Below are 23,557 nucleotides of genomic sequence, written 5' to 3'. Positions count from 1 at the left end.
CTGCTGGTAGCAAGGCGGATTCGCCTGAGCTGCACCAGCGCCGACGTTGGTGTTGGTTTTTTGCTGTAATCACCATCCGATTCTTGTCCACTGGGGAGTAGATGACATGCGCAACCGTTTGTTTGTGATGCCGCTGATCGCGCTGATGGGGATCAGTGCCGCCGCCTCGGCCGACATGCTGTTAGTGGATCGTGCACAGCAGAAGCCCGCCACTGCTCTGCCCCTGCGCGGCGACAGCATGAGCCAGGTCGAAGGCCGTTACGGTGTGCCACAGGAAAAGCTCGCTCCACGTGGCGGTCAGAAGCCCAAGTGGCCGACGATCAATCGCTGGGTATATCCGGCCTTCACCGTGTACTTCGAGAAGAGCCGGGTGATCGACGTAGTGGCCAATCAGGCCGATGCGAACGAGATCGGGCCGACGCCGCTTTGATGCGAGTCCTTCGCCACAGCCTGCACATCACTTTGCGGGGATTCAATAACAGCCTGGCGTTGTTCGGGCATTAATAGGTAATTGTTAGGTATGACCGACCGCGTTCGCTTTCCTGCCGAGTGGGGACCTCAATCCGCCGTGCTGATTGCGTGGCCGCATGCGGGCACCGATTGGGCCGAGCGTCTGGCCGAGGTGGACGAGACCTATATCGCGCTGGTGACGGCGATTTCCCGTTTCGAGCCGGTGATCGTGTGCGTGGCCGATGACGACCTGCAGATTTATGCCGAAGCGCGGCTGCGGTCGGCGCGGGTGGAGATGGCGCGCGTGCGCTTCGTGATTGCGGCCTATAACGACACCTGGCTGCGCGATTCCGGCCCGATCACGCTGCGCGAGGACGGCGGTTTCCGGCTGATGGATTTCCGCTTCACCGGCTGGGGCGGCAAGTTCGAAGCCAGCCTGGACGATCAGTTGGTGACCTCGCTGGATGCCGCGCAGGTGTTCGTGCCGGCGCAAGTGCAAACAGTGGACTTTGCGCTGGAAGGCGGCGCGATCGAAACCGACGGTGCCGGTACCTTGCTGACCACCTGGAAGTGCCTGCATGAGCGGCATCCGCAGCGCACGCGCGAATCGTTGAGTACCGACCTTGCCGCGTGGTTGTCGCAGGACCGTGTGCTGTGGCTGGATCACGGTTATCTGGAAGGCGACGACACCGACGCGCATATTGATACGCTGGCGCGCTTTGCCGGCGCGGATGCGATCGTCTACCAGGGGTGCGATGTGTCCAAGGATTCGCATTACACCGAACTGCAGGCAATGGGCGCCGAACTGGCTGCACTGCGCACGCACGACGGGCAGCCGTATCGCTTGTTCGTACTGCCCTGGGCCGAGCCGATTCTCGATCATGGTCGTCGTCTGGCGGCCTCGTATGCCAATTTCCTGATCGTCAACGGCGCGGTGCTGATGCCGACCTACGGCGATAAGGCCGACGCGGCAGCGCAGGCGGTGCTGGCCGAAGCATTCCCGCAGCACGAGATCGTGCCGGTGCCATGCCGCGCACTGATCTGGCAGAACGGCAGCCTGCACTGCCTGACAATGCAATTGCCCGCCGGCCTGTTGGCCGCCTGAGCCACTCATGTTCCCGCCGGCAGGCCAGTGTTACGGCATGGCGCGCTACCCTGTGCGCCACCTAGTTGGATGCTGCCATGACCCGTCATCTCCTTCCCGTCGCGCTGATCCAGGAGCGCAACCACGGCGACGCCGAGGCCAATCTGGCCATCATCGCATCGCGCGTGGCCGAAGCCGCCGCGCAGGGCGCAAAGCTGGTGCTGCTGCAGGAACTGCACAACGGTGCTTACTTCTGCCAGCACGAGTCGGTGGGCGAATTCGATCTGGCCGAGCCGATTCCCGGCCCCAGCACCGAGCGCCTGGGCGCGCTGGCCAAGCAACATGGCGTGGTGCTGGTGGCCTCGTTGTTCGAGCGCCGCGCCGCCGGGCTTTATCACAACACCGCCGTGGTGTTCGAAAAGGACGGCCGCCTGCTCGGCAAGTACCGCAAGATGCATATCCCGGACGACCCGGGTTTCTACGAGAAGTTCTATTTCACTCCGGGCGACCTGGGTTTCACTCCGATCGATACCTCGGTGGGCCGTCTCGGCGTGCTGGTGTGCTGGGATCAGTGGTACCCCGAGGCCGCGCGCCTGATGGCGCTGGCCGGTGCGGAACTGCTGCTCTACCCCACCGCCATCGGCTGGGATCCGGACGACGAGCAACCCGAGCAGGAACGCCAGCGCGATGCGTGGGTGCTCAGCCATCGTGGCCATGCGGTGGCCAACGGTGTGCCGGTGCTGTCATGCAACCGCGTGGGGCATGAGCCGTCGCCGATGGGCGCGTCGGGCATCCAGTTCTGGGGCAATAGCCATGTGCTTGGGCCGCAGGGCGAGTTCATCGCCGAAGCCGGTCAGGATCCGACCGTGCTGGTGTGCGATGTCGATCTGCAGCGCAGCGAGCATGTGCGACGCATCTGGCCGTTCCTGCGCGATCGCCGCATCGATGCGTATGGCGATCTGCTCAAGCGTTACATCGACTGACCGCATGCCTGTCGATATGCGCGAAGTCCGCGATGCGGACGTCCCGGCGATCACCGCGATCTATGCGGAGCAGATTGCGGGGGTCAACAGCGACCAATACAGCGCGCCGTCGCGCGATGAGATGCGCGCGGGTGCGCGCCATCGTGGATGCGGGGTATCCGTATCTGGTCGCCGAGTGCCATGCTGCAGTGGTCGGCGACGCCTATGCTAGCGCGTATCGCGCACGTGCGGGGTATCGCTGGACAGTGGAGAATTCGATCTACCTCGCCAGCAATATGCAAGGACGCGGCATCGGCAAGGCCTCGTTGGGCGAGCTGATCTCGCGCTGCGAACAATGCGGCTATCGACAGATGATTGCGGTGATCGGCGATGCCAGTAATCAGGCATTGCGTCGGCTACATGAACGTTTTGGTTTTCGCACGGTCGGAGTATTCACCGGAATCGGCCGCAAACATGGCCGCTGGTTGGACGGTTTGCAGATGCAACGCCCGCTCGGCCCCGGTGACACCGCCCCTTCTTCTGATGAATGACCCCATGACTGAGCAGACCACCCACGTTCTGGACGATGCGCTGTCCGGCCAGCCGCACCGCATCGTCGAACGCGATGGCGTGCGCTACACCTTGCTCGGCACCGCGCATGTGTCGTTGGCCAGCGTGGCTGCGGTGCAGCGGGCGATCGGCAGCGGTCGCTACGACGCGGTGGCGGTGGAACTGGATGCGCAGCGCCTGCAGGCGCTCAGCGACCCGGATGCCCTTGCCCGCCTGGATCTGGTGCAGGTGATCCGCAAGGGCCGCGTGGCGCTGTTCGCAGCGAACCTGGCACTGGCGGCTTATCAGCGCCGCCTGGCCAAGCAGCTTGGCATCGAGCCGGGCGCGGAATTGAAGGAAGCGGTGAATCTGGCGCGCGCGCAAGGTTTGCCGGTGCATCTGATCGATCGCGAAGTCGGCCTGACCTTCAAGCGCGCCTCCGGGCGGCTGGGATTCTTCGGCAAGATGAAGCTGGCCGGCGGTCTGCTGAGCGGCTTGTTCGCCGCCGATGAGGTGGGCGAAGAAGAGATCGAAAAGCTCAAGCAAGGCGACATGTTGGAGGCGAGCTTTGGCGATTTCGCCAGCGAAAGCCCGGAGCTGTACGAGACGGTGATCGCCGAGCGCGACCGCTACATGGCCGCGCGCCTGCGCGAGGAAGCCAACGCTGGTCAGCATGAGGTGCTGGCAGTCGTCGGCGCGGGACATCTAACGGGGCTTGCGCGTCATCTGGAACAGGACACCGATGCGCCCGGCCCGCTGCGCGAGTCGCTGGAATACGTACAGCAACGTAAGCGCGTTCCATGGATCACACTAGGCGTGCTGGCGGTCATCATTGCCGGCATCGCGATCGGTTTCTGGCGCGGTGGCCTGAGCATGGGCGCCGATCTGTTGTTGCAGTGGGCGATGTATACCGGCGGTCTGGCGGCGCTGGGCTGTTTGCTGGCCGGCAGTCATCCGTTGAGCATTCTGACCGCTGCGGTCGTCGCGCCGTTCAAGCCCTTCCGTCTGAGCGTGCCGACCGGCGCATTCGCCGCCTTGGTCGAGGTGCATCTGCGCAAGCCGGCCTATGGCGATTTCCTGACGCTGCGCGACGATGCGCAGACCTTGCGCGGCTGGTACCGCAATCGCGTCTCGCGCGTGGTATTGACGTTTCTGCTGACCAACTTCGGCAGCATGGCTGGTGTATGGCTGGCGGGCGTGCAGATCTTCAATCGCCTGCATGGGTGATTGCGGGTGCGGGTCGTTGCGTGCGCCGCAATCCGCGAAACATCCGTTGCCTTTCGCAGGAGCGCCCCCGGGCGCGATGGGGCGTTCCTGTTAAAGCTCCATCGCGCCCGGGGGCGCTCCTACGATATATCCGATCGCTGGAGCGGTGCTGATCTCAAGCGTGCGCGAGGCTACGGGACGGCAGGTACGCTTGGGGCGAGCTGCAAGCGCACCCACACGCCGTCGTGGTCCGAGGCCCAAAGGCCTTCGGCAATAAGGCGCGTCGAACAGGATGCGTGCTTCGCGAGCCAGCAGGCGGTTTTGCTGGAAGAACACGTGGTCGATACGTGCCGGCTTGTCGAAGACATGCAGGTTCAAGGTACTGACCGTGGCGTCGCTGTTGCGATGCACGCTGCCGTAGCTGTCGCCGTAGCCTCTGCGTAGCGCTTCCAGATCGAGTGCATCGGCTGCGGTGTTGAAGTCGCTGGCGATCACGAGGGGGGCTTGATCGCTGTTGGAGGAAATGAAGTCCGGCAGGTTGGCGACCTGACGCCTGCGCGTGACGGTGCCGCGTGCATCGGCGCGTTCGTTGAGATGGGTGACGTAGACGTTGACCGGCTGGCCGTCGACATCGACCTGCAGAGGTGCGGCAACACGGTCATCGTCGAGCGGCTGCAACAAGCGTTGATGTCGGGCCAGCACCTTGCGCCGACTCAACAACGTATTGCCGTAGCGCTTGGGCGCATCGACCGGATCGGCCGCGACAAAGCTGTCGTCGTAGTCAAGTTTGCGCGCCAGCCACGCGACCTGATTCTCGACGCTGCCGCGGCGTGGGATCACTTGCTGTAGCGCGATCACATCCGGCGCCAGCTGCTTGAGCTGTTTGGCGATATAGGCACGAGGGCCGGCCAGTCTTCGCGATCGTGATGCAGATTGAGCGTAACCAGGGGGTCATCTCGTGCGCGCAGGCGCTGCGGCTGTCTGCGCTTGCGCAGCGTGTGCAACCGCCAGGCACGACAGCGCAAGCGCAGCCACACAGGCAAGCGCGTGACGCGTCGTGCGGACGGCCACGCGCATGCCGCTCATTGCGTGGCGCGCTCGGCGCGCCGCACCGCGCCGGATACATCGATCTGCACGTTGGCCGGCAAGTGCTGGATGCGCAGCTCCCCGTTCTGCCACTCGACCGATTCGCCGTTGATGCGGGCCTTGCCCGGGGCGCCTTGGTACGGCCATGGAAACACCACGCCGCCTGGCGGCAGAATCAAGCCGGGCTGCAGTTGCAGCACCAGTTGCTTGTCGGTGCGTTGCAAGGTGTAGTTAAGACGTCCGTACGGGGTGCGCAGTTCGGCGATGGCGATGCCGTTGCCTTCGAACCAGCGCGTCGGCGTTCCTGCAGCGATGACCATGCTGGCATCGGATTCGCGCCCGTAGGCGAACATGTCGAGCACCGAGCGGATGAAGTCGGAGGCGACCCAGGCGTGCGGCAGATCGCCGACGAAGAACGGCGTGCGTGGCGTGCGCGAGACCACTTCGGCCCATTGATTCCACGGTTGCGGCGCGCGGTCCTTGAAGAAGAACGCGGTGGCGTCCCAGGCGCGGTCGCGCCAGCCCAGGCGGACGAACGCGGCCACATTGCGCCATTCGTAAGGCGTGTAGTCCCTCCATTCGCGCTTGCTGTCGCGGCGATCGCAGAACTCTTTCCAGTAGCGCTCAAAGGTGTTGATCAGCAGGTCTTGCGGCAGATGTTGCTGCTCGCCACCCGGTGCCAGCGCGATGGTGGTCGAGGTGGCATCAAAGTCGCCCAGCTCGGCAGAACCCGGCAGGAAATCGAGATTGTGCTGGCGCACCGCCGCACCCAGCGAGGCGATCAGGTCGCCACTGAATTCATCGCGTGCAGTACTGAAGCGGGCAACCTCGTCCGGCTTGTCGAGCGCGCCGGCCAGCATCACCGCGTCCTTGTAGCCGCGCAGCGCCCAGAAGTTGTCCCAGTACGAATGCACCGGCCTGTCCGAATAGCCTTCGTGGCTGATCGACACCGGCATCATTCCGTAAAACGCCGGGTTGCGCATGAAGTTGTCTTCGGTGCGTTCGCTGGCGCGCAGCGTTTCCATGTAGTCGTAAGCGCCGGTCACGTGCGGCCACATCTTTTCCAGGAACGCCTTGTCGCCGGTATAGCGGTAGTACTCGGCGATGTTGAAAATCAGCTCGCCATGGCTGTCGTTCTCCGGCACCGGGTCGCTGCCGCGGTCGTCCACGCAGCACGGCACCATGCCGTTATCGAACTGATAGGGCGCGAACCAGTCGACGTACTCGCGTACCACGTCTTCGCGCCCGAGCCGCAGCAGGCCTTCGGAAATCATCGCGCCATCGCGAATCCAGCTGCGCGCGTACGAGCGCGTCCCCGGCTGCAGACGCGGGCCGATACGCGAGATCAACATATGCGCCAGCGCAGTGCGCAAGGTGTCCACCACCGGCTTGCCTTCGGCCGGCACGCTGATGCGGACGCGGTCGAGCTTGCTGCGCCACTGTTGGGCGACCTGCTGTTGCGCCTTGTCGGCATCGAAGCCGGCCGGCAGCTGCGCCGCGCCGGTCTGTGGGATCACCAGCGCCACTTCGCGTCGCTGGCCAGGCTCCAGCTTCCAGCGATACAGCAGCACGCCGGATGCAAGGCCGGTCTCGTCCTTGACCTGGGTGATCGTCGGTGGTGTGGCGGCGGTGAGATGGCTGACGTCCATGCCGCTGTCGAAGGCGCTGGCAAAGCCGGCGTCCGGGCGCTGCGCAGCGAACACGCGCGGTTTGCCGTTGACGCTGACCTGCGCGCCATCCACGGCCAGTTGATCGATCCGGCTGACGCCGCCCAGGGTGTTGAGAAACTGCGCCGGCGGGTTGACCTGGAATGGACGCACCGCCAACGCCAGGGTGAACGCGCGCGCTTCCTTGCCGGTGTTGTGCAGCTGATAGCGCGCGACCAGTTGCGCCTGATCGGGCGTGCCCTGCACGAACGCGGTGACGCGCAAGTTCATCAGGTCGTGATGCCAATCGACGCTGGGAATCGGCAGGTAGTCGTCCTGCAGGCTCTGCTCGCTGCTGACGTCGGACCAATGCAGTAGCTTGCCGCCGGTGACCACGAACGGCTCGATGCTGAAACCGCCATTGCTCACTTCCACCGCACCGTCTTCGCCGATCAGGCCCTGCTCGGTGCCGCCATCCAGACCCAGGATGGTCCAGTACGGCTGTTCGCCGGAAAAGCCACGCGGATAGCTGCCACGCGGCATCTGCGCGGCCAGCGACTTGATGAAATCATTCGGTGTGGCGGCGAAGGCCAGCGGCTGCAACTGCACTTCCTTGATGCCGTAGCGCCAGTTGGGGCCGTCCTTGAGATCAAAGCGCAGGTAACGCGCTTCAGTGTCTGGCAGGGCCAGCCAATCGGTGCCGCCGGCACCGGCAGTGATGGTGCGCAGATCGCGCCAGCCGCGCCCGTCGCTGGAGGCGCGCACCACGTATTGCGAGGCCTGCAAACCCGGCACCCATTGCACCACCGCGCCGCCGAATTCGCGCACCTTGCCCAGATCCAGCGTCACGGTCTGTTGCTTGACCGCACCACTGAGCCAGAAGGTGTCCGGCTTACCATCGGCCAGGCGTTGTTCCAATGCGGGTGCGGTATCGGTGATGGCCTCGGCCTTCAACGGCGAGGTGTCTTCCGGCGGCAGCGGTGTCAGGGTCAGGCGGTCGAAGCACACCGAGCCCTTGCCGCCGACCTTGTTGTAGATGGTGAATTCCACATCCGCGCTGCTGCGCAGTTGCTTGTCCTGGCCAGGCCCCCAGGCTTTTTCGATGTTGCGCTTGCGGTAGTTGAATGTGGTCCAGTTCTTCGGAAAGTTGAAGCCCGGCCGGTTGACCCACCACACGTTGTCGCCGCTGGCATCGATCAGCTTGACCTGCAGATCGTTGGACGGCGACTCACCGCGCAGCGCAAAGCCGAGGCGGTAATTGTCAGGATAGGCGACCGGCAGATTGCGACGGATGCCGACATAGCCGGACACGCCGTTGAAGTTGTAGTCCAGACATAACGCGTGGCCGCCGGAGCTGGTGGCCACCGGGCGCAGCGAGCCGCTAACCTGATTGGACACCACCAGACGCCAGGCGCCGATGTCGTTGAAGCCGTTGAGCACGCGCTCCTGCGCCTGCGCCGCGCCCGCAGACGTGACGATAGCGGCCATGGCACACAGTCGCAGGAACACTCGCTTCACCCCTTCACACTCCCCAGCAGAAGACCTTGGATGTAGTAGCGCTGCAGCGCGATGAACAATAGCAGCACCGGAATCACCGTCACCACTGCGCCGGCCATCATCAATTCCACGTCCATGATGTGCTCGCGCGATAACGCCGCCAGCGCCACCGGCAGGGTGTATTGCTCCTGGTCGGTCAGCACGATCAGCGGCCACATGAAGTCGTTCCACGAGCCCATGAAGGTGAAGATGGTCAAGGTGACCAGCACCGGCTTGAGCATCGGCAGCACGATCTGGAAGAAGATCCGCATCTCGCTGGCGCCATCGATGCGGGCAGCTTCGATCAACTCGTCGGGAATGCTGCGCGCGTACTGGCGGACCAGAAAGATGCCGAACACCGTCGCCAACGCCGGCACCACCACCCCGCCGATGTTGTTGACCAGATGCAGTTGCTTCATCAGCAAGAACAACGGCAGCATCGCCACCTGCGCCGGGACCACCAGCGCGGCCATCAGGATCTTGAAGATGCGCTCGCGGCCGACGAACTGCAGCTTGGCGAACGCATAACCGGCCATGGTGTTGATCAGCAACGAGCCGAGCGTGATCAGCCCGGACACCAACAGGCTGTTGGCGAAGTTGCGCGCCATGCCGGTACGCGCGAACAACTCGTGGTAATTGGCCAGCGTGAACGCCGAGGGCAGCATCGGCGGCGGGAAACGGCTGGCCTCGCCGGTGGGCATGAACGATACCGACAACATCCACAGCAGCGGCGCCAGGCTGACCAGGGCCAGCACCAGCAAACCGCCGTTGATGAGCACGGCATTCCAGCGCGATTGGCCAACATCACGACTCATATCAAATCTCTCTTGCGGCCGAAACGCAGCATCACGGTGGACACCGCCAGGATGATCAGGAACAGCAGGAACGCCACTGCCGACGCGCGGCCGAGGTTCCACCACTTAAAGCCTTCTTCGAACATGAAATACAGCACGCTCACGGTGCTTTGCAGTGGGTCGCCGCGAGTCATCACGTACGGCTCGGCAAACAACTGGAAATAGCCGGAGATGGTGATGACGCCAACCACCATCAGCACCGGGCCGAGCATCGGCAAGGTGATATGCAGGAACTGCTTCCAGCGCGAAGCGCCATCGATGCGGGCGGCCTCATAGAGGTCTTGCGGAATCGCCTGCAGCCCGGCCAGAAAGATCACCATGTTGTAGCCGAAGTTCTTCCACACCGCGAACAGCATGATGGTCGGCATTGCCCAACGCGGGTCGCCCAGCCAATCGATCGGGGCGATGCCCAAGTGGCTGAGGCCGAAGTTCACCAGGCCATATTTGATATGGAACAGATAGCGCCAGATCACCGCCACCGCCACCAGCGTGGTCACCACCGGGGCGAACAAGGCGGTGCGGAACACCGCCTTGAAGCGCGAGGCCTTGGCGTTGAGCAGCAGTGCCGCACCCAGCGACAGACCGATCGACATCGGCACGCCCAGCAACACGAAATACGTGGTGTTCCACAACGACTTCCAGAACAGCGGCGTCTGCAGCAGGCCGATGTAATTGCCCAGCCCGACGAAACGCAGATGGTTGCTATCGGCCAGCGCGTACAGGTCGAAGTCGGTGACGCTGAGCACCAACGCGGCGAACACCGGCACGCCGAAGAACATGCCAAGCACCATGATCGATGGCGCGGCGAACACCCAGCCGGCGACGGAATTGCGCTTCATCATCGTGTAGCCTCCTTGTCCGCTGCTGCTGCTGGCGCGGCGGCTGGCGTCGCGGCAGGCAGTGCGCCTGGCACACTACCTGGTAAGGCAGTCTCGCCAACCGGACCGACATGCCCGCCCTGTTGCTCGAAGATCCAGCGGCGCTTGGCCAGGATGTCGTCCACCCGTTTATCCAGTTCCTGCACGGCGGCCTCGTGCGATTGGCCGCCGCGTACCACGCGCTCGGTCACCAGACGCATTTCCTGCACGATGCGCTCCCATTCCAACACCTTGGGCGTGGCCTTGACCCGCTCCAGCTGATCGCCAAAGGCATGCGCCAGTTCGTCGTTGGCCAGCGAGGGCAATTTCCAGGTGCTGCGACGCGGCGGCAGGTCGCCGATGATGGCGTGGAAGCGCGCCTGCACCTGCGGCTGCGACAGGTATTCGATCAGCTTCCAGCTGGCGCCCTTGTGCTGAGACGACTTGAAAATCACCAGGCTGGAACCGCCGGCAATGCCGGCACCCAAGCCATTGGGACCCGGCAACGGCGCGGTGCCCCACTTGCCTTCCATGCCCGGCGGCTGGCGCAGCTTGAACTCGCGTACGTTCCATGGGCCGGACAGATAGAACGCGTAATAGCCGTTGAAAAATTCATACCAGACGTTGGAGACCTGGGTCTCGGAAACCTTCGGCGCCCAGCCCTTCTGATACATGGTGTCGTAGAAGCCCAGCGCCTTGCGGAAGCCTTCGCCGCGGAAGTTGCCGTAGTTGTCGTGGTCGCGCAACAGGTGGTCGTCCTGTTGCAGCGCGAACGACAGCTGCTGCTCGAACTCGTTGAGCGGCATCAAGATGGCGTAGCGGTCCGGGCCGACCTTGTGCTTGATCGCCGCCATCACCTGTTCCATCTCGGCCCAGGTCTTGGGCATCTCGTTGTAGCCGGCTTCGCGCAGCAGATCCTTGCGATAGAACAGCAGCCGCGTGTCCACATACCACGGCACCCCGTACAGCGTGCCATCGACCAGATTGGTGTCCCACACGCCGGGGAAATAATCCTGCGGGTCGACGATCGTCGAGCGCGCCACGTAGGGCTGCATCGGTTCCAGCGTGTCGAGCAAGGCGAATTCCGGCAGCCAGGTGTTGCCGAGCTGGCACACGTCCGGCAGGCCATCGGCGACGAAGGCGGTGAGCAGTTTTTCGTGCGCCGCCGTCATCGGGATGTTCTGCACATCGACCAGGATGTCCGGGTTCTGCTTCTCGAACTCAGTCACCAGGTCAGCGACCACTTCGGCCTCCTTGCCCATGGCCCAGAAGCGCACGGTGGTCTTGCCTGGGTCGGAGCGTTCGCATCCCGCCACACCCAGACATAGTGCGGCGGACAGTATCAACAGTTTCAAAAGGCGCACGGATTACTCGGGTTTGGGGCGTTGCGTGGAGTTTTGGCGTTGCGAAGGGTCTTGCTGGGCCTGGGCGGCAGCGGCACGCGACTCGGCCATGCCCAGCGCGCGCGCGGCGGCGGCCTGCTCGTCTTTCTTGGGCAAGGGCTGCGGCTCGCCTTCCGGCGTCAGCCAACCGCCGGTGAAGCCAGCGCGTTCGAGACCGGCGCGGATGTAGGCGTTCTTCTTCATCACCGTCCAGACGAATTCGTTCTGGTAGTTGGAAATCATCGCCAGGATCGGGCCCTGGTCGATGGCGATGTAGTCGCTGGCCACCCAGCCGCGGTCCGGCACCATGCGCCCGGTCTTGAGCGGAATGTCGTAGTTGAAGCTGGGGTTGAACGAATCCAGAAAGCCGTAGCTGGAATACAGGAAGTCGCCGTAGCGCTTGTGCATTTCTTCGGTAGCCGGAATCACCACCTCGGGCGCAAACACGATCGAGGAGATCGCCGCCGACGGCACGATGGTGCCGTCGTCGAAGTTCTCTCGCAGGCCGGCGCCGCGTGAGGAGTAATGGCGGAACTGACGCTGCTCGCCACGGTATTCCTGACTGGTGTTCTGCGGGCCGTCGCCGGCGGTCAGGCCCCAGACGTTCTCGCCGTAGTCCTTCCATTTCATCGGGTTGTCGATGGCGTAGTCGCGCTGCGCGAGCGTGGCGCGGCGGCTGTTGAGGAAGTAGTCGATGCCGCGTTCGCGCATGTACTGGTCCTGGATATCGCGGAAGTCGATCCAGACATGGCTGTATTGGTGGCCGAACAGCGGGCCGAATGACAGATATTCCTGGCCCTGGTACACGCCCCAGTCGTTGTTGTAAGTGCGGGTCCAGCTGGTCCATGCCTCCGCATCGACACCGTGAGTGGGCGAACCCAGCGCGAGGATGTACAGCATCATCGCCTCGTTGTAGCCCATCCAGTCGTGGTCGATGAAGCCGCTCTCGGGGAACCAGCCCATCGAGATCAGCGGCGCGCGCTGCTGCAGCCAGCGCCAATCCACGCGCTTGTACAAGCCGTCGGCGATCTGGCGGATCTCTTTTTCGCGCGGGTCATCGCCGTCGTAGTACGACTGAGTGAACAACACGCCCATCATCAGCAGCGCGGTGTCCACACTCGACAGTTCGACCCAGCTGTCGTAACGATTGCCCTGCTGCATGTCCAGAAAGTGGTAGTAGAAGCCCTTGTAACCGGCCCTACCGGTCCGCTGCGGCCCCATTGGCGCATCGCGGAAGAATTTCAGTGTGGTCAAGGTCCGGTCGATCGCCTGATTTCGGCTGATCCACCCATTTTCGATACCGATCGGATACGCAGTCAGCGCAAACCCGACCGAGGCAATACTGGCGAATGGACGCGATGGAAACCGATCCGGCGCCAGTCCGTTGAGTTCGTTGGTGGTGTCCCAGAAAAACTGGAAGGTGCGACGCTCAATGTCCGAAAACAGCGGCTGCAGCTGCGGTTTGACCGGTTTGGGTGGCAGCTGCGCTTCCACCAGAATGACTTTCACCGGTGCCTTCTTTTCGGCCACCTTAGGTTCCTCGGCCTGTTTGCATGACGCCAGCACCAGCGCGCCCAGCAATAGTGGAATTGTCAACCAATACGAAGTCCTGCCCCTGTTCATCCGCCCCCACCCGTGTAATCGATTGCATCTCGCACGCCAACCTACCCTATCAAGGCGCCGAGTTCGACCGCACTGACAACGCCAGAGCGGTCGAGCACCTCACCAGTTCAGGCCAAAGGCCAGACGGAAGGTACGCATCGGCGACGCCAACACACCGGTTGGTGTGCCGAAAGCCGTGTTCAGGTCTTCAAGTGTCCCGGTCTCGCCGTTGAAGTTGGCGTCGTTCACCCAATTGAACACGTTGAGGATATCCGCACGCACGTTGAATTTGACACCGCCACCGGTGTCCCATTCTTTATTGGCTGCAATGCTGAACTCTTTGTAGCCCAGCGTGCCGTCCGGCTTGAACTGGACGATGTAGCACTGGTCGTTGCCGGCCACGCAGTTCTGACCATAGCGCGCGGTCTGGCTGGCCAGCGACAGCTTGCCGGACAGCTTGATCTCGTACGGCAGCTCGTAGATGCCGGTGACCACCAGACGGTTCTTGGCGATACCACCGGCCTCACGCCAGCCGTAGTCTTCGACGCGTTCGCGATCCAGCGCGTAATGCTCGCCGAACTGGCGGTTTTCCTTGGCATCGGAAAAGGTGTAGGCCACGGTCAGGCCCCAGCCGGATTTCTCGTCATAGGGCTTTTCGACCTGCAACGCGAGCTGGTTGTTGCGGGTTTCCACGCCATTGGTGCCCAACACGATGGCGCTGTAGCCATCCGGGCCATCGTTCGGCGAACCGGAGGTGGTGCCCGGCTGAAAGAACGAGCCGTCCGGCAGGCGGTTACCGCGCACGAACGCAAAGCCGTCATGGCTTTCGATGCGGCTCAAGGTCACGTCGGTGTACCAGTCCTGGCCCCACAGCGGCACCATGTTGCGCATGCCGATGCTGAATTGGTCGGAGTACGGGGTCTTGATGTTGTTGTCGATCAGGTAGACCTCGCGACCGCCGCCACCGGTGCTGTTGGCCGTCAATGTATTCAGGCCTTCCTGCGTGCTGTAGGCCGGATCCCATGCGGTACACGGGTCGCCCAGGCAAGCCGGGTTGTTGGCGCTGGTGAAGTAGTAGCTATAGGAATTGAAGGAGTTGTTGAGCTGCTCCAATGCCAGGTAATCGAAGATGTTGCGGTCGTAGGCACGGCCGGCACCGCCGTAGATCACATGCGCCTGATCGCCGAACAGATCGTACGAGGCACCCAGGCGCGGCTGCCAGGCGTTCTTGAACGCCTGGCGGTTGTTGCCGGTGCTGATGAAGTGGTTGATGTCGTAGTTGGCGTTTTGCAGATTGGGCCAGTTCTGCAGTGCGCCGGCGACGTCAGACGGGGTCACGAAGTCCAGAAACGCCGGGGATTGTTCGTAGTCGTAACGTACGCCCAGGTTCAAGGTCCAGTGCTCGTTGACCTCCCAGTCGTCCTGCAAGTAGATGCCGTACTGCTTGTTCTTGGACACCACCGAGCCGCCGCCTTCCACCAGCGGCGCACCGAAGCGCACCCGGTACGGCGTTTCGACGTCGCTGAGGATGTTGTAGTAGTACTGCGGGTTGGCCGGGTTGAACTGGGTGGAGTTCAGATCGATGCTCTTGAACTTCACGCCCATCTTGACGGTGTGCGCGCCGTGCCATTCCAGGCTGTTCAATGTCAAATCGTCCTGGAAGGTCCAGCCCTTCTGGCCCTTGCGCTGGAAGCTGCTGCCGGCGCCTGCGGCAAGCACGTCGGTTTCGTTACCGCGGTTGGGCGTGTAGCTGAGCACGTAGCCGGTTCCGTTGTTGATCGGCGCCTGGTTCCAGAACGCGCTCTCGTAGCTGAGGTTGGCTTCGTTGAGGAAGTTGGCACCGCTGTGCTGCCAGCGCAGGTTGGCGCGCTTTTCTTCCTGGCCGTTGATGCTGCCGTGCGCGAAGGTCGAGGTGCCGCCGACGTCGTTGAGCTCGTCTTCCTTGCGGTACTTGCCGCTCAGCTCGAACAGGTTGTTCTCGCCGATGGTCCAGTCGATCTTGCCGAAATAGAGGTCCTCCTTGAACGGTGTGCTGTAGGTGGCGACCAGCGGCTGCAGCTGCGCAGGCAACTGGTCGACGCGGTCGGAATAGATCGAGCCGGGGATCACCACGTTCGGGGTGGTGTATTCCTTGGCTTCATAGGCGATGAAGAAATGCGCCTTGTCCTGCAGGATCGGGCCGCTGAAGGTGGCGCCGTACTGGGTTTCTTCAAAGTCGTCGCGCACGCCGGCGCGCTTTTCCAGCGGGCTCTCTTCACGCCAGCCGTCGTTGCTGGTGTCCCAGAAGAAGCTACCGTGGAAATCGTTGGTACCGGACTTGGATGAGGCCACGATGGCCGCGCCACTGACCTGGTCGAACTCGGCCTTGTAGTTGGAGGTGATGACCTTGTACTCGCCGATCGCCGACTGCGGGAACGGGTTGCCGCGGCTGGAATCCTGGCCGCTGACGCCACCGGTCAGCACGTAGTTCTTCTGGCTCACGCCATCGATATAGACGTTGGTGCCGTCGGCCGAAGTGGCGCCCGAACGGACCTTGGTGGTGCCGTTGGCATCGCGGGTGAACTGCACGTTCGGCACGGTGTCGGCCAGTTCCAGGAAGTTGCGCGTGGCACGCGGCAGGTTCTGGATCTGTACGTTGGAAATATACGTGGCATTTTCGGAGGTGCGGGTTTCCACCAAGACCGGCGGGGCTTTCACCTGCACCGCATCGAGCGTGGTGGCGTTACCAGCATCGGCCGTGGCAAGTTCGCCGCCGGCGCCAAGATTCAGGGTCGCCGTCTGGCCGACCTGCACGGTGACGTTCTGCGAGGTGGTCTGGCCGTTGGCGGTGACATCCAGGCGGTACGAACCCGGCGGCAAGCCGCCGAGCGAATAGCCGCCGTTGCTGGCCTGCGCGGTACGGGTCAGACCGGTGGCGAGATTGGTGGCAGTAACCTGGGCCTGGGTCGCAGGTGCGGAGTCGACGGTGACCTGGCCGCGGATGGTCGCGGCAGCACTCTGCGCAAAGGCCGGCGCGGCGCCCAGCAGCAGGCAACTGGCCAGGGCGCAGCTGAGCAGCTTGCGCGCAGGACTGGCGGAATAGGGGATGTGGTGGCGCATTGGTCCCTCCAGGGATCGGTACAGAGTGTTGTTGTGGCGTTGCGGTCCTGCAGGAACGACCGCTGCGGGGGCAGCGGGAGCGGGCAGAACGTCCGCGAAAAGGGTCAGTGGCCAGACAAGGTCAGGCCGCATGGAGCAGCAGCAAATGCAGTCAGAGGGCAGGCTCGCCGGCACCGCAGGAGGCGCGGATCACCAGCTCTGGGGTGAGCAGCTGGCGGAGGCCATCGTCTTGGCCAGACTGGTCGACCAGCCGCATCAGCCGGGTCATCGCCTGCTCCCCCAAATGCGCGATGCTCACCCGCATCGTCGTCAGCGCCGGATGGACGAAACGGGCCAGAGGGATATCGTCGAAGCCGGCCAGTGCCACGTCGCCGGGCACCGAGACATCGGCCTGCGCAAACGCGTACAGGCAGCCCAGCGCGGTCATGTCGTTGGCGGCGAACACCGCATCTGGCAGCGCGCCATCGGCCAGCATCGCCAGCCCGGCGCGGTGCCCGGAGGCCTCATCGAAGTCGCCCGGATATTCCAGGCCCTGCGCCTGATCAGCGTGCGCGGCGATCGCATCGCGAAATCCGCGCAGGCGTTCGCGCGCATCGAAATTGAGCACCGGCCCGCCGATGAAGGCGATGCGCCGATGGCCGGCGCATAGCAGGTGCTCGGTCATCGCTATGGCGCCGGCATGGTCGTCGATGCTCAGCACCGGGTAATCGGCACCAGGCAGATGCGCATTGATCAACACCGTCGGCAGCGCCTGCGGCAGGTTGTCGGTGAGAAAACCCGGCTGCTCGGCGTAGGGAGACAGCACCAGCAAGCAATCCACGCGTCCGCGCATGGACTGCAGCGCCCTTCCCTGCGCTTCCGGGTCGCCGTGATAGCTGGACACCAGCAGATGCTGGCCGGCGGCCCGCGCCGCGCCACCGATGCTGCGGATCAATTCGGAAAAGAACTCGCCATGCAGATCGGGCAGCACCACGCCCAGGGTCTGGGTGCGCCGGCTGCTGAGACTGCGCGCCGCCGCATGCGGGCTGTAGCGCAGCCGCGCAGCCACGTCCTGCACCAACTGGCGTACCGGCCCGGCGACGTTCTCGTGCCCATTGAGCGCACGCGACACCGTTGCGACGGAGACCTGTGCTTCCCGAGCGACATCTTTGATGGTGAACGCACCCTTGGCCATTCGTGTCACCCTCCGCGACCGAGTTCCCAAAACTGGCGCGGACTGTAAGCGTTTTCATGCAAGGGCGTAAACCCCTGTGATAGCCTCTATGAAAACGATTACAGATCAAGCATCTGCGCGTGATGCAGGTGAAAGATTGTGCTGCCCCGCAAGAATAATGAAATTTTGTTTCAAAAACGAAGCTACACGCCAGTCACGGTCGTTGATTGGAATCGCTTGAACGCTGATGCTTGGGCAGGAGCGACATTCCCTGTCTGCCGGTCTCCTGAAAGTATTGGCAGTGCCGCTACCCGCAAGGACCTGGCATTGCGCCATCAGCGCAAGACGGTCGAGACGCATCGCGTCTGCGTTGACTGCATGGAGGCCTGCACTTAGCAAGCCCCTGTTCCACATGCAGCTACTCGCCCGCGTCGCCAGGCGCAAACGCCTCGATCGACAACGCATGGATATCGGTCTGCATCATCTCGCCGACTGCGGCATAGACCGCGCGGTGACGGGCCAGCGGTAACTTTCCAACAAACGCGGCGCTGACCACGCGCACATTGAAATGCCCGCGCCCATCGCGCGCGCCGGCATGCCCGGCGTGGCGATGGCTATCGTCCACTACCTCCAGCTCGACCGGCGCCAAGGCCGACTGCAATGCGGCGCGGATGCGTTCGACCCGGCTCATGGCAGCACCCGGCGGAATGGGCGGACCTCGGTGCGCACGTATACGCCCGCCGCCACATACGGATCGGCATCGGCCCAGGCGCGCGCCTCTTCCAGCGAGGCGAATTCGGCGATGACCACACTGCCGATGAAACCGGCCGGACCCGGATCCTCGGCATCAATGGCCGGGCATGGACCCGCCACCAGCAGGCGGCCGGCTGCCGCAAGCGCCTGCAAACGCGCCAGATGCGCTGGTCGCGCCTGCTGCCGCGCGGCCAATGCGTCGGCCTGATCATATCCTTCGATTACGTACCACACACGCCACCTCGCCCAATACTTGAAGATCACTCTTGGGGATTCTAGCCGCGTCAGCGCTGGACACCGCCCCCGCGCACGCATTACCATTGGCACCACTGCACACGCAACCGGATACAGCGGCCCGTCGGCCCAGGCCCCACGCCTCACTCGACGACCGATTCGCTGCCCACCACCGGCCCCGTGTAGACGACCTTCTCGCTGTTCCGTAGCCGCATGTCACGCGGCGCATGGTGTATGTGAATTTGTGGGATCGTGCATGCACAGGCACGACATTAAATTGCAATTACTTAAGGCAAAGCCCTGCAGGCGCGACTCAGATCGCGGCCGGCGACCGTAACACCCGATGTCGACCTGATGAATTCCGAACTCGCGCACGACGCGAATCCGCCAGCCACAAGCGCGCCGCCACACCAGCAGGAAATGCCGCTGGCGGTGGTGCATGGGCAACCGGTGCTGCAGATCCCGCAGGATCTGTATATTCCGCCGGACGCGCTCGAAGTCATCCTGGACGCCTTCGAAGGTCCGTTAGATCTGCTGCTGTATCTGATTCGCCGCCAGAATCTGGACATTTTGGATATCCCAGTGGCCGAGATCACCCGGCAGTATGTGGACTACATCAATGTCATGCAGGAGCTGCGCTTCGAACTGGCGGCCGAATATCTGGTGATGGCCGCGATTCTGGCCGAGATCAAATCGCGCATGCTGTTACCACGCCCGCCCAGCCAGGAAGGCGAAGAAAACGACCCGCGCGCCGAGTTGGTACGCCGGTTGCAGGAATACGAACGCTTCAAACAGGCGGCAGAAGATCTGGACACCCTGCCCCGCATGGGCCGCGACAGGGCACCGGTGCAGGCGCATCTGCCCGAGCGCGCCGCGGTCAAGCTGCCGCCGCCGGTGGAATTGAAAGAAATGCTGATGGCGCTGTACGACGTGCTCAAGCGCGCCGAGCTGTTCACCGGCCATGCGATCAAGCGCGAGGCGCTGAGTGTGCGCCAGCGCATGGGCGATGTGCTGAGCCGTCTGGACGATGGCAAGTTTTACCGTTTCGAATCGCTGTTCACTGCCGAAGAAGGCAAGCTCGGCGTACTGGTCACCTTCCTGGCGCTGCTCGAATTGGCCAAGGAGCAGTTGCTGGACATCGTGCAGGAAGCGCCGCTGGCGCCGATCTACGTGAAGTCGCTGGCGTTGGGCAATACCAATGCGCCGTTGCAATTCTCCAGCGAATTCGATGACAGCGATGCCGCCAACGAACCTCTCTGAAGCCGATCACCGAATGGATCAAGCGTTAATCACCCGCATTATCGAAGCCGCCCTGTTGGCGAGCAGCCAGCCGCTGACGCTGGCGCAGCTGCAGGGACTGTTTCCCGAAGAAGCGCCGGCACCGCCCGGCAGCGTCGAGCGCGCGCTGGAACGGCTGCGCGAGGGCTGCGCCGACCGCGGCGTGGAGCTCGTCGAGGTGGCCTCCGGCTTCCGCTTCCAGGTCAAGGCCGATGTGCATGCCTGGGTGGCGCGCCTGTGGACCGAGCGCCGCACCAAGTACACCCGCGCCACGCTGGAAACCCTGGCCCTGATCGCCTACCGGCAGCCGATCACACGCGGCGAGATTGAGCAGGTGCGTGGCGTGGCGGTCAGCAGCAACATCATCCAGGCACTGGAAGAACGCGAATGGATCCGCGTAGTCGGCCACCGCGATGTGCCCGGCAAGCCGGCGCTGTTCGGTACCACCAAGGGCTTTCTGGATTATTTCGGGCTCAAGCGATTGGACGAGCTGCCGCCATTGTCTGAGTTGAAGGACATCGCCGAGCTGGAACCGCAGCTGCCGCTGGATCGCGATGGTCAGCTGGATGGCGCAGTGCCTGCATCGGTGACCATGGATGCGTCACTGGGTCAGACGGATGCCGATACGTCGGACGCGAATGGCGACAGCGCCGATGCAGCTGCTGGCGACGCAAATGATGCGCACGCTGAAGCAGATGCAGATGCCGAGAAAAACAGCGCTGCCAACGCTGGCGAAAGCGACACCACTGCGGAAGACCGCCAGGCCGAACCAGCGAACGACACCGATCACGAGACGAACGTTGATCTGGATGCAGAGACGGCGGTTGATGCCGAGGCTGAGCGGAGCGACCAGGCATCCACCACCGATGCCGAATGCGATGAAGAACCACACGACGCCGGCGATGCAGACAACGCCGCCGACGCCGAAGACCCGATCGACGCAACACCGCAGCACCCCGAGGATGTCTCGGCGCAGGACCAGAACACGTTGGACCCAGATGCCGCCCGCCAGGGCGACCCCGACACCGCGCCGGGCACGCGCGCGGATGCAGTAAACGAAGACGAAGACAACGCCGTCGCGACGACGACCGTGGCTGTTGACGAAGCCGATTCCGACCCAGAGGTCGACCCGCAACGCGTCGGCCGGAGCCAGACACATGAGTGATGCCCCCCGCAAGCTGTCGTTGAACAAACTCTCTCTCAAGCGCGACAGCGCGACAGAAGCGCCCAAGCTGGAAGAGCGCCTGCACAAGGTGCTGGCCCAGGCCGGCCTGGGGTCGCGCCGCGCGCTGGAACAGCGCATTGCCGATGGCCTGATCAAGGTCAATGGCGCCGTCGCGCAGACCGGCATGTCGGTGCGCAGCGGCGACAAGATCGAGCTGGACGGCCGCAGTTTCGTCGCCAGCGCGCTGACCGAGCCGGCGCGCGTGCTGATCTACAACAAGCCCGAAGGCGAAGTGACCACGCGCGAAGATCCCGAAGGTCGCCCGACCGTATTCGAGTCGCTGCCGGCACTGAAAGGCGCGCGCTGGATCGCCATCGGCCGCCTGGACATCAATACCACCGGCCTGCTGCTGCTGACCACCGATGGTGAGTTGGCCAACGCAATGATGCATCCCTCCTATGAGGTGGAACGCGAATACGTGGTGCGTGTGCGTGCGCCGGAAGGCGAAGACAAGGTCGCCGACGCCATCATCGAGCGCCTGTCGCGCGGCGTGCTGCTGGAAGACGGCGGCGCCAAGTTTGACGAGATCGAACGCATCGGCGGTACCGACTCGCACGACTGGTTCCGCGTGGTGGTCAAGGAAGGCCGCAACCGCGAAGTGCGTCGTCTATGGGAATCGCAGGGCTGCCAGGTCAGTCGCCTCAAGCGCAGCCGCTACGGCAAGATCTCGCTGCCGCGCGAACTGCGGCGTGGGCAGTCGGTCGAAGTGGCGCAGGAAAAGGTCGATACCTTGCGCGCCGAACTCAAGCTGGAAGAAGGCGCGCCGTCGGCGCTGACGCTGCAGCCGGTCATCGGCCAGCGCCGTGCGGCCAAGTCCACCGTGCACGTTTCGCGCGATGGCCGCAGCAATGCCTACGTCAACGGCCAGACCTCCGGCGCCGACGAGGGCCGCGAGCTGCGTCGTTTCGACAACCCGCGTGACGATCGCGGCGGCCGTGGCAACGGCAAGCCCGGCGGTTTCAAGGGTGGCCTCACCGTCAGCGGTGAAGCGGCCGCGCGGCAGTCGCAGCAGCGCCCGTTCAAGCCGCGCGCGCCGGGTAAAGGCGATCGCGCACTGCCGGACGGCAACCCAGCTGCGTTCCGCAGCTGGTATGTGCCAGATGGCGTGAGCACCGGCCCGAGCGGCCACCGCAACGCCGGCCCTAGCGGTCCGGGCACCGGTCAGGCACGTCCGTATGCCAAGAAGGGCCCGGGCGGCGCGCGTCCTGGCGCCGGCGGTCAGGGTCAGGGGCAAGGCCGTGGCGCTGCTGGCGGTGGTGGTGGACAAGGCCAGTCGCAGGGTCAAGGCCAGGGTCAGCGCAAGCATCCGTACGGTCACCCGGGCAACGCACCGAGCTTCCCGTCCGACCACGCCAACCCGGGTTTCAGCCCGTACGGTGCGGCACGTCCGGCCGCCGGTCGTCCGACCGGTGCGCGTCCGGCTGGCCCTGGTGGCAACCGCGGTCCGGGCGGTAATCGCGGTCCCGGTGGCGCACCGCGTGGCCCAGGTGGTCCGGGTGGTCGTCCGCCGGGCGGCGGCAACCGTCGTCCCACAGGTGGCGGCAATCGCGGTCGCTAAGCTACAAGACGCGCAGTAAAAAAAACGGCCCTGCAAAGGGCCGTTTTTCGTTGTTGCTCGGATCGCGCGACACATCGAAGCAAGCGCGAAGACATCAACTATCCCCATACCAGCGCACCTGTGCGCGATGCGCGGATTTATGAGAAACGCCTTCTCGCATACAGGCGCGCTTGTAGAGCCATTGCGTGTCTTCAACCAGATCTGCCGCGCCTTACTTGCGGCGCTCGATCACGAAGTTGCCAACATTGACGCCCAGATCCACGCCCTCGCCGGTGCCGGCCAAGGCCAGCGAGATGTCGCCCTTGGTTACGACCTGTGCGGTGCTGGATTTGACGATGCCGGCATGCGCTTCGGCAGCCGCATAGGTACCGAGCAGATCATTGAGGCTGTAGGCGCCACTGAAGGTGCCGCGGCCACCGGTGATCTTGGACTTGCCGACGGTCAGGCCACCGCCCTTGCTGGAAATCTTGACTGGAATCACCGCGCCGTTGTCGCAGGTGATGGTGCCGGTGCCGCTGGCGGTCTTGTAGAACACCGACCAGCCTTCCAGATTGAACGACAGTTTGCAGTCGATGTTGCCTGCAGCCTGGGCCTGCGGTGCGAGCGCAGCGGCGCCCAACAGCACGAAAAGAGAGAGCGACTTGATCATGTGGGCATTGCCAGAGGGTGGACGTGGCGCGAGCCTAGCAGCGCCGATGTGGCGGCCGCGACAACGTGTCTGCAGCGCGCAGGCGACAGTTCATCGAATGATGGCCGCTGCCGCCGGGTATATCCGTTGCTGCACTAACCGCCGTGGGCATGGGATGATCGCGGCATGTTGCGCATCGCTCACATCACACTGCTCACCGCCCTGCTGTTGCCGTCTCTGGCCATTGCAGGCGAGGCCATTCCGACCCCTGTGCAGATTGTCATTGCAACCATGGCGGCGTTTTGGGTTGTAGAACATCTCGATATCGTCGAACGCCTCGGCGCGTGCGGCGCCGTTGGTGGGATAGACCCGCCGTCTGATCCGCTCGCGTTTGGTCAGGCCGAAGACGCTCTCC

Annotated in this window: 18 protein-coding genes and 3 pseudogenes; 8 read left to right on the top strand and 13 right to left on the bottom strand. The window is 63.7% G+C overall.

Annotation, left to right across the window (positions count from 1 at the left end; genetic code table 11):
• Nucleotides 1-106 precede the first annotated feature (106 nt).
• From XpopCFBP1817_RS07175 to XpopCFBP1817_RS07155, 5 genes and pseudogenes are all read left to right on the top strand, one after another.
• Entirely contained in the window at nt 107-430 is a 324-nt protein-coding gene (locus tag XpopCFBP1817_RS07175; protein ID WP_128416590.1) for a hypothetical protein, read from the top strand.
• A 90-nt stretch (nt 431-520) separates the two neighbouring features.
• The gene (locus XpopCFBP1817_RS07170; protein ID WP_167393856.1) at nt 521-1,555 is read left to right on the top strand and encodes an agmatine deiminase family protein; all 1,035 of its coding nucleotides are present in this window, start codon (nt 521-523) and stop codon (nt 1,553-1,555) included.
• 77 nt (nt 1,556-1,632) lie between these two features.
• Nucleotides 1,633-2,517, top strand: a complete 885-nt coding sequence (locus XpopCFBP1817_RS07165; protein ID WP_128416588.1) for a carbon-nitrogen hydrolase — start codon at nt 1,633-1,635, stop codon at nt 2,515-2,517.
• A 4-nt stretch (nt 2,518-2,521) separates the two neighbouring features.
• A pseudogene (locus tag XpopCFBP1817_RS07160) lies at nt 2,522-3,047 on the top strand (GNAT family N-acetyltransferase).
• On the top strand, nt 3,040-4,272 hold the full coding sequence (locus tag XpopCFBP1817_RS07155; RefSeq protein WP_128416587.1) for a TraB/GumN family protein: 1,233 nt from the start codon (nt 3,040-3,042) through the stop codon (nt 4,270-4,272). Before XpopCFBP1817_RS07160 ends, XpopCFBP1817_RS07155 begins: the two are co-directional and overlap by 8 nt.
• Before the next feature lie 170 nt (nt 4,273-4,442).
• Here XpopCFBP1817_RS07155 and XpopCFBP1817_RS07150 read toward each other — a convergent pair.
• The 11 genes and pseudogenes from XpopCFBP1817_RS07150 to XpopCFBP1817_RS07100 form a co-directional block, all read right to left on the bottom strand.
• Nucleotides 4,443-5,255 (bottom strand): annotated as a pseudogene (locus XpopCFBP1817_RS07150) (endonuclease/exonuclease/phosphatase family protein).
• A gap of 78 nt (nt 5,256-5,333) precedes the next feature.
• The gene (locus tag XpopCFBP1817_RS07145) at nt 5,334-8,471 is read right to left on the bottom strand and encodes a discoidin domain-containing protein (protein ID WP_167393855.1); all 3,138 of its coding nucleotides are present in this window, start codon (nt 8,469-8,471) and stop codon (nt 5,334-5,336) included.
• A 26-nt stretch (nt 8,472-8,497) separates the two neighbouring features.
• Nucleotides 8,498-9,334, bottom strand: a complete 837-nt coding sequence (locus XpopCFBP1817_RS07140; RefSeq protein WP_128416585.1) for a carbohydrate ABC transporter permease — start codon at nt 9,332-9,334, stop codon at nt 8,498-8,500.
• Nucleotides 9,331-10,215, bottom strand: a complete 885-nt coding sequence (locus XpopCFBP1817_RS07135) for a carbohydrate ABC transporter permease (protein ID WP_128416584.1) — start codon at nt 10,213-10,215, stop codon at nt 9,331-9,333. The genes XpopCFBP1817_RS07140 and XpopCFBP1817_RS07135 overlap by 4 nt, the downstream gene beginning before the upstream one ends.
• Nucleotides 10,212-11,594, bottom strand: coding sequence for a sugar ABC transporter substrate-binding protein (locus tag XpopCFBP1817_RS07130; protein WP_128416583.1), 1,383 nt, complete (start codon nt 11,592-11,594; stop codon nt 10,212-10,214). The genes XpopCFBP1817_RS07135 and XpopCFBP1817_RS07130 overlap by 4 nt, the downstream gene beginning before the upstream one ends.
• 3 nt (nt 11,595-11,597) lie before the next feature.
• Complete coding sequence (locus XpopCFBP1817_RS07125) at nt 11,598-13,235, bottom strand: glucoamylase family protein (protein WP_128416582.1); 1,638 nt, start codon at nt 13,233-13,235, stop codon at nt 11,598-11,600.
• Between the two features lie 99 nt (nt 13,236-13,334).
• Nucleotides 13,335-16,313 carry a TonB-dependent receptor gene (locus XpopCFBP1817_RS07120; protein ID WP_128416581.1) on the bottom strand — a complete coding sequence of 993 codons (2,979 nt, stop codon included), beginning with the start codon at nt 16,311-16,313 and terminating at the stop codon, nt 13,335-13,337.
• 151 nt (nt 16,314-16,464) lie between these two features.
• A complete protein-coding gene (locus XpopCFBP1817_RS07115; RefSeq protein WP_128416580.1) occupies nt 16,465-17,487 on the bottom strand; it encodes a LacI family DNA-binding transcriptional regulator in 1,023 nt (340 codons plus the stop codon).
• Between the two features lie 105 nt (nt 17,488-17,592).
• Nucleotides 17,593-17,826, bottom strand: a complete 234-nt coding sequence (locus XpopCFBP1817_RS07110) for a hypothetical protein (RefSeq protein ID WP_128416579.1) — start codon at nt 17,824-17,826, stop codon at nt 17,593-17,595.
• A gap of 58 nt (nt 17,827-17,884) precedes the next feature.
• Nucleotides 17,885-18,157: a BolA family protein gene (locus XpopCFBP1817_RS07105; protein WP_128416578.1), complete on the bottom strand. Its 273-nt coding sequence runs from the start codon at nt 18,155-18,157 to the stop codon at nt 17,885-17,887.
• Nucleotides 18,154-18,453 (bottom strand): YciI family protein, encoded by a 300-nt coding sequence (locus XpopCFBP1817_RS07100; protein WP_128416577.1) that lies wholly within the window; start codon nt 18,451-18,453, stop codon nt 18,154-18,156. The genes XpopCFBP1817_RS07105 and XpopCFBP1817_RS07100 overlap by 4 nt, the downstream gene beginning before the upstream one ends.
• Nucleotides 18,454-18,807: 354 nt before the next feature.
• On the opposite strand from XpopCFBP1817_RS07100, the gene XpopCFBP1817_RS07095 reads away from it, so the two are divergent.
• The 3 genes from XpopCFBP1817_RS07095 to XpopCFBP1817_RS07085 are packed head-to-tail and all read left to right on the top strand — an operon-like array spanning nt 18,808 to nt 22,514.
• On the top strand, nt 18,808-19,713 hold the full coding sequence (locus tag XpopCFBP1817_RS07095; RefSeq protein ID WP_128416576.1) for a segregation and condensation protein A: 906 nt from the start codon (nt 18,808-18,810) through the stop codon (nt 19,711-19,713).
• The gene (gene scpB / locus XpopCFBP1817_RS07090; RefSeq protein WP_425479077.1) at nt 19,691-20,896 is read left to right on the top strand and encodes an SMC-Scp complex subunit ScpB; all 1,206 of its coding nucleotides are present in this window, start codon (nt 19,691-19,693) and stop codon (nt 20,894-20,896) included. The genes XpopCFBP1817_RS07095 and scpB overlap by 23 nt, the downstream gene beginning before the upstream one ends.
• Entirely contained in the window at nt 20,889-22,514 is a 1,626-nt protein-coding gene (locus tag XpopCFBP1817_RS07085; RefSeq protein WP_128416574.1) for a pseudouridine synthase, read from the top strand. Before scpB ends, XpopCFBP1817_RS07085 begins: the two co-directional genes overlap by 8 nt.
• A gap of 211 nt (nt 22,515-22,725) precedes the next feature.
• Here the strand turns inward: XpopCFBP1817_RS07085 and XpopCFBP1817_RS07080 are convergent, their stop codons facing one another.
• Both XpopCFBP1817_RS07080 and XpopCFBP1817_RS07070 read right to left on the bottom strand, forming a co-directional pair.
• The gene (locus tag XpopCFBP1817_RS07080; protein ID WP_128416573.1) at nt 22,726-23,163 is read right to left on the bottom strand and encodes a hypothetical protein; all 438 of its coding nucleotides are present in this window, start codon (nt 23,161-23,163) and stop codon (nt 22,726-22,728) included.
• A gap of 252 nt (nt 23,164-23,415) precedes the next feature.
• Nucleotides 23,416-23,557: pseudogene (locus XpopCFBP1817_RS07070) on the bottom strand (IS3 family transposase); the annotation flags it as partial.

The organism is Xanthomonas populi (genome assembly GCF_002940065.1).
In the GTDB taxonomy this organism is placed as follows: domain Bacteria; phylum Pseudomonadota; class Gammaproteobacteria; order Xanthomonadales; family Xanthomonadaceae; genus Xanthomonas; species Xanthomonas populi.
This window is presented reverse-complemented; position numbering and strand designations above follow the sequence as displayed.

What these genes read in the sequence shown, in the direction of transcription:
- XpopCFBP1817_RS07135 (WP_128416584.1), bottom strand. Translation starts at nt 10,215, where the DNA reads ATGATGAAGCGCAATTCCGTCGCCGGCTGGGTGTTCGCCGCGCCATCG.
- XpopCFBP1817_RS07155 (WP_128416587.1), top strand. Translation starts at nt 3,040, where the DNA reads ATGAATGACCCCATGACTGAGCAGACCACCCACGTTCTGGACGATGCG.
- XpopCFBP1817_RS07120 (WP_128416581.1), bottom strand. Translation starts at nt 16,313, where the DNA reads ATGCGCCACCACATCCCCTATTCCGCCAGTCCTGCGCGCAAGCTGCTC.
- XpopCFBP1817_RS07170 (WP_167393856.1), top strand. Translation starts at nt 521, where the DNA reads ATGACCGACCGCGTTCGCTTTCCTGCCGAGTGGGGACCTCAATCCGCC.
- XpopCFBP1817_RS07145 (WP_167393855.1), bottom strand. Translation starts at nt 8,471, where the DNA reads ATGGCCGCTATCGTCACGTCTGCGGGCGCGGCGCAGGCGCAGGAGCGC.
- scpB (WP_425479077.1), top strand. Translation starts at nt 19,691, where the DNA reads ATGCCGCCAACGAACCTCTCTGAAGCCGATCACCGAATGGATCAAGCG.
- XpopCFBP1817_RS07085 (WP_128416574.1), top strand. Translation starts at nt 20,889, where the DNA reads ATGAGTGATGCCCCCCGCAAGCTGTCGTTGAACAAACTCTCTCTCAAG.
- XpopCFBP1817_RS07140 (WP_128416585.1), bottom strand. Translation starts at nt 9,334, where the DNA reads ATGAGTCGTGATGTTGGCCAATCGCGCTGGAATGCCGTGCTCATCAAC.
- XpopCFBP1817_RS07125 (WP_128416582.1), bottom strand. Translation starts at nt 13,235, where the DNA reads ATGAACAGGGGCAGGACTTCGTATTGGTTGACAATTCCACTATTGCTG.
- XpopCFBP1817_RS07095 (WP_128416576.1), top strand. Translation starts at nt 18,808, where the DNA reads ATGAATTCCGAACTCGCGCACGACGCGAATCCGCCAGCCACAAGCGCG.
- XpopCFBP1817_RS07105 (WP_128416578.1), bottom strand. Translation starts at nt 18,157, where the DNA reads ATGAGCCGGGTCGAACGCATCCGCGCCGCATTGCAGTCGGCCTTGGCG.
- XpopCFBP1817_RS07080 (WP_128416573.1), bottom strand. Translation starts at nt 23,163, where the DNA reads ATGATCAAGTCGCTCTCTCTTTTCGTGCTGTTGGGCGCCGCTGCGCTC.
- XpopCFBP1817_RS07175 (WP_128416590.1), top strand. Translation starts at nt 107, where the DNA reads ATGCGCAACCGTTTGTTTGTGATGCCGCTGATCGCGCTGATGGGGATC.
- XpopCFBP1817_RS07110 (WP_128416579.1), bottom strand. Translation starts at nt 17,826, where the DNA reads ATGCGTCTCGACCGTCTTGCGCTGATGGCGCAATGCCAGGTCCTTGCG.
- XpopCFBP1817_RS07115 (WP_128416580.1), bottom strand. Translation starts at nt 17,487, where the DNA reads ATGGCCAAGGGTGCGTTCACCATCAAAGATGTCGCTCGGGAAGCACAG.
- XpopCFBP1817_RS07165 (WP_128416588.1), top strand. Translation starts at nt 1,633, where the DNA reads ATGACCCGTCATCTCCTTCCCGTCGCGCTGATCCAGGAGCGCAACCAC.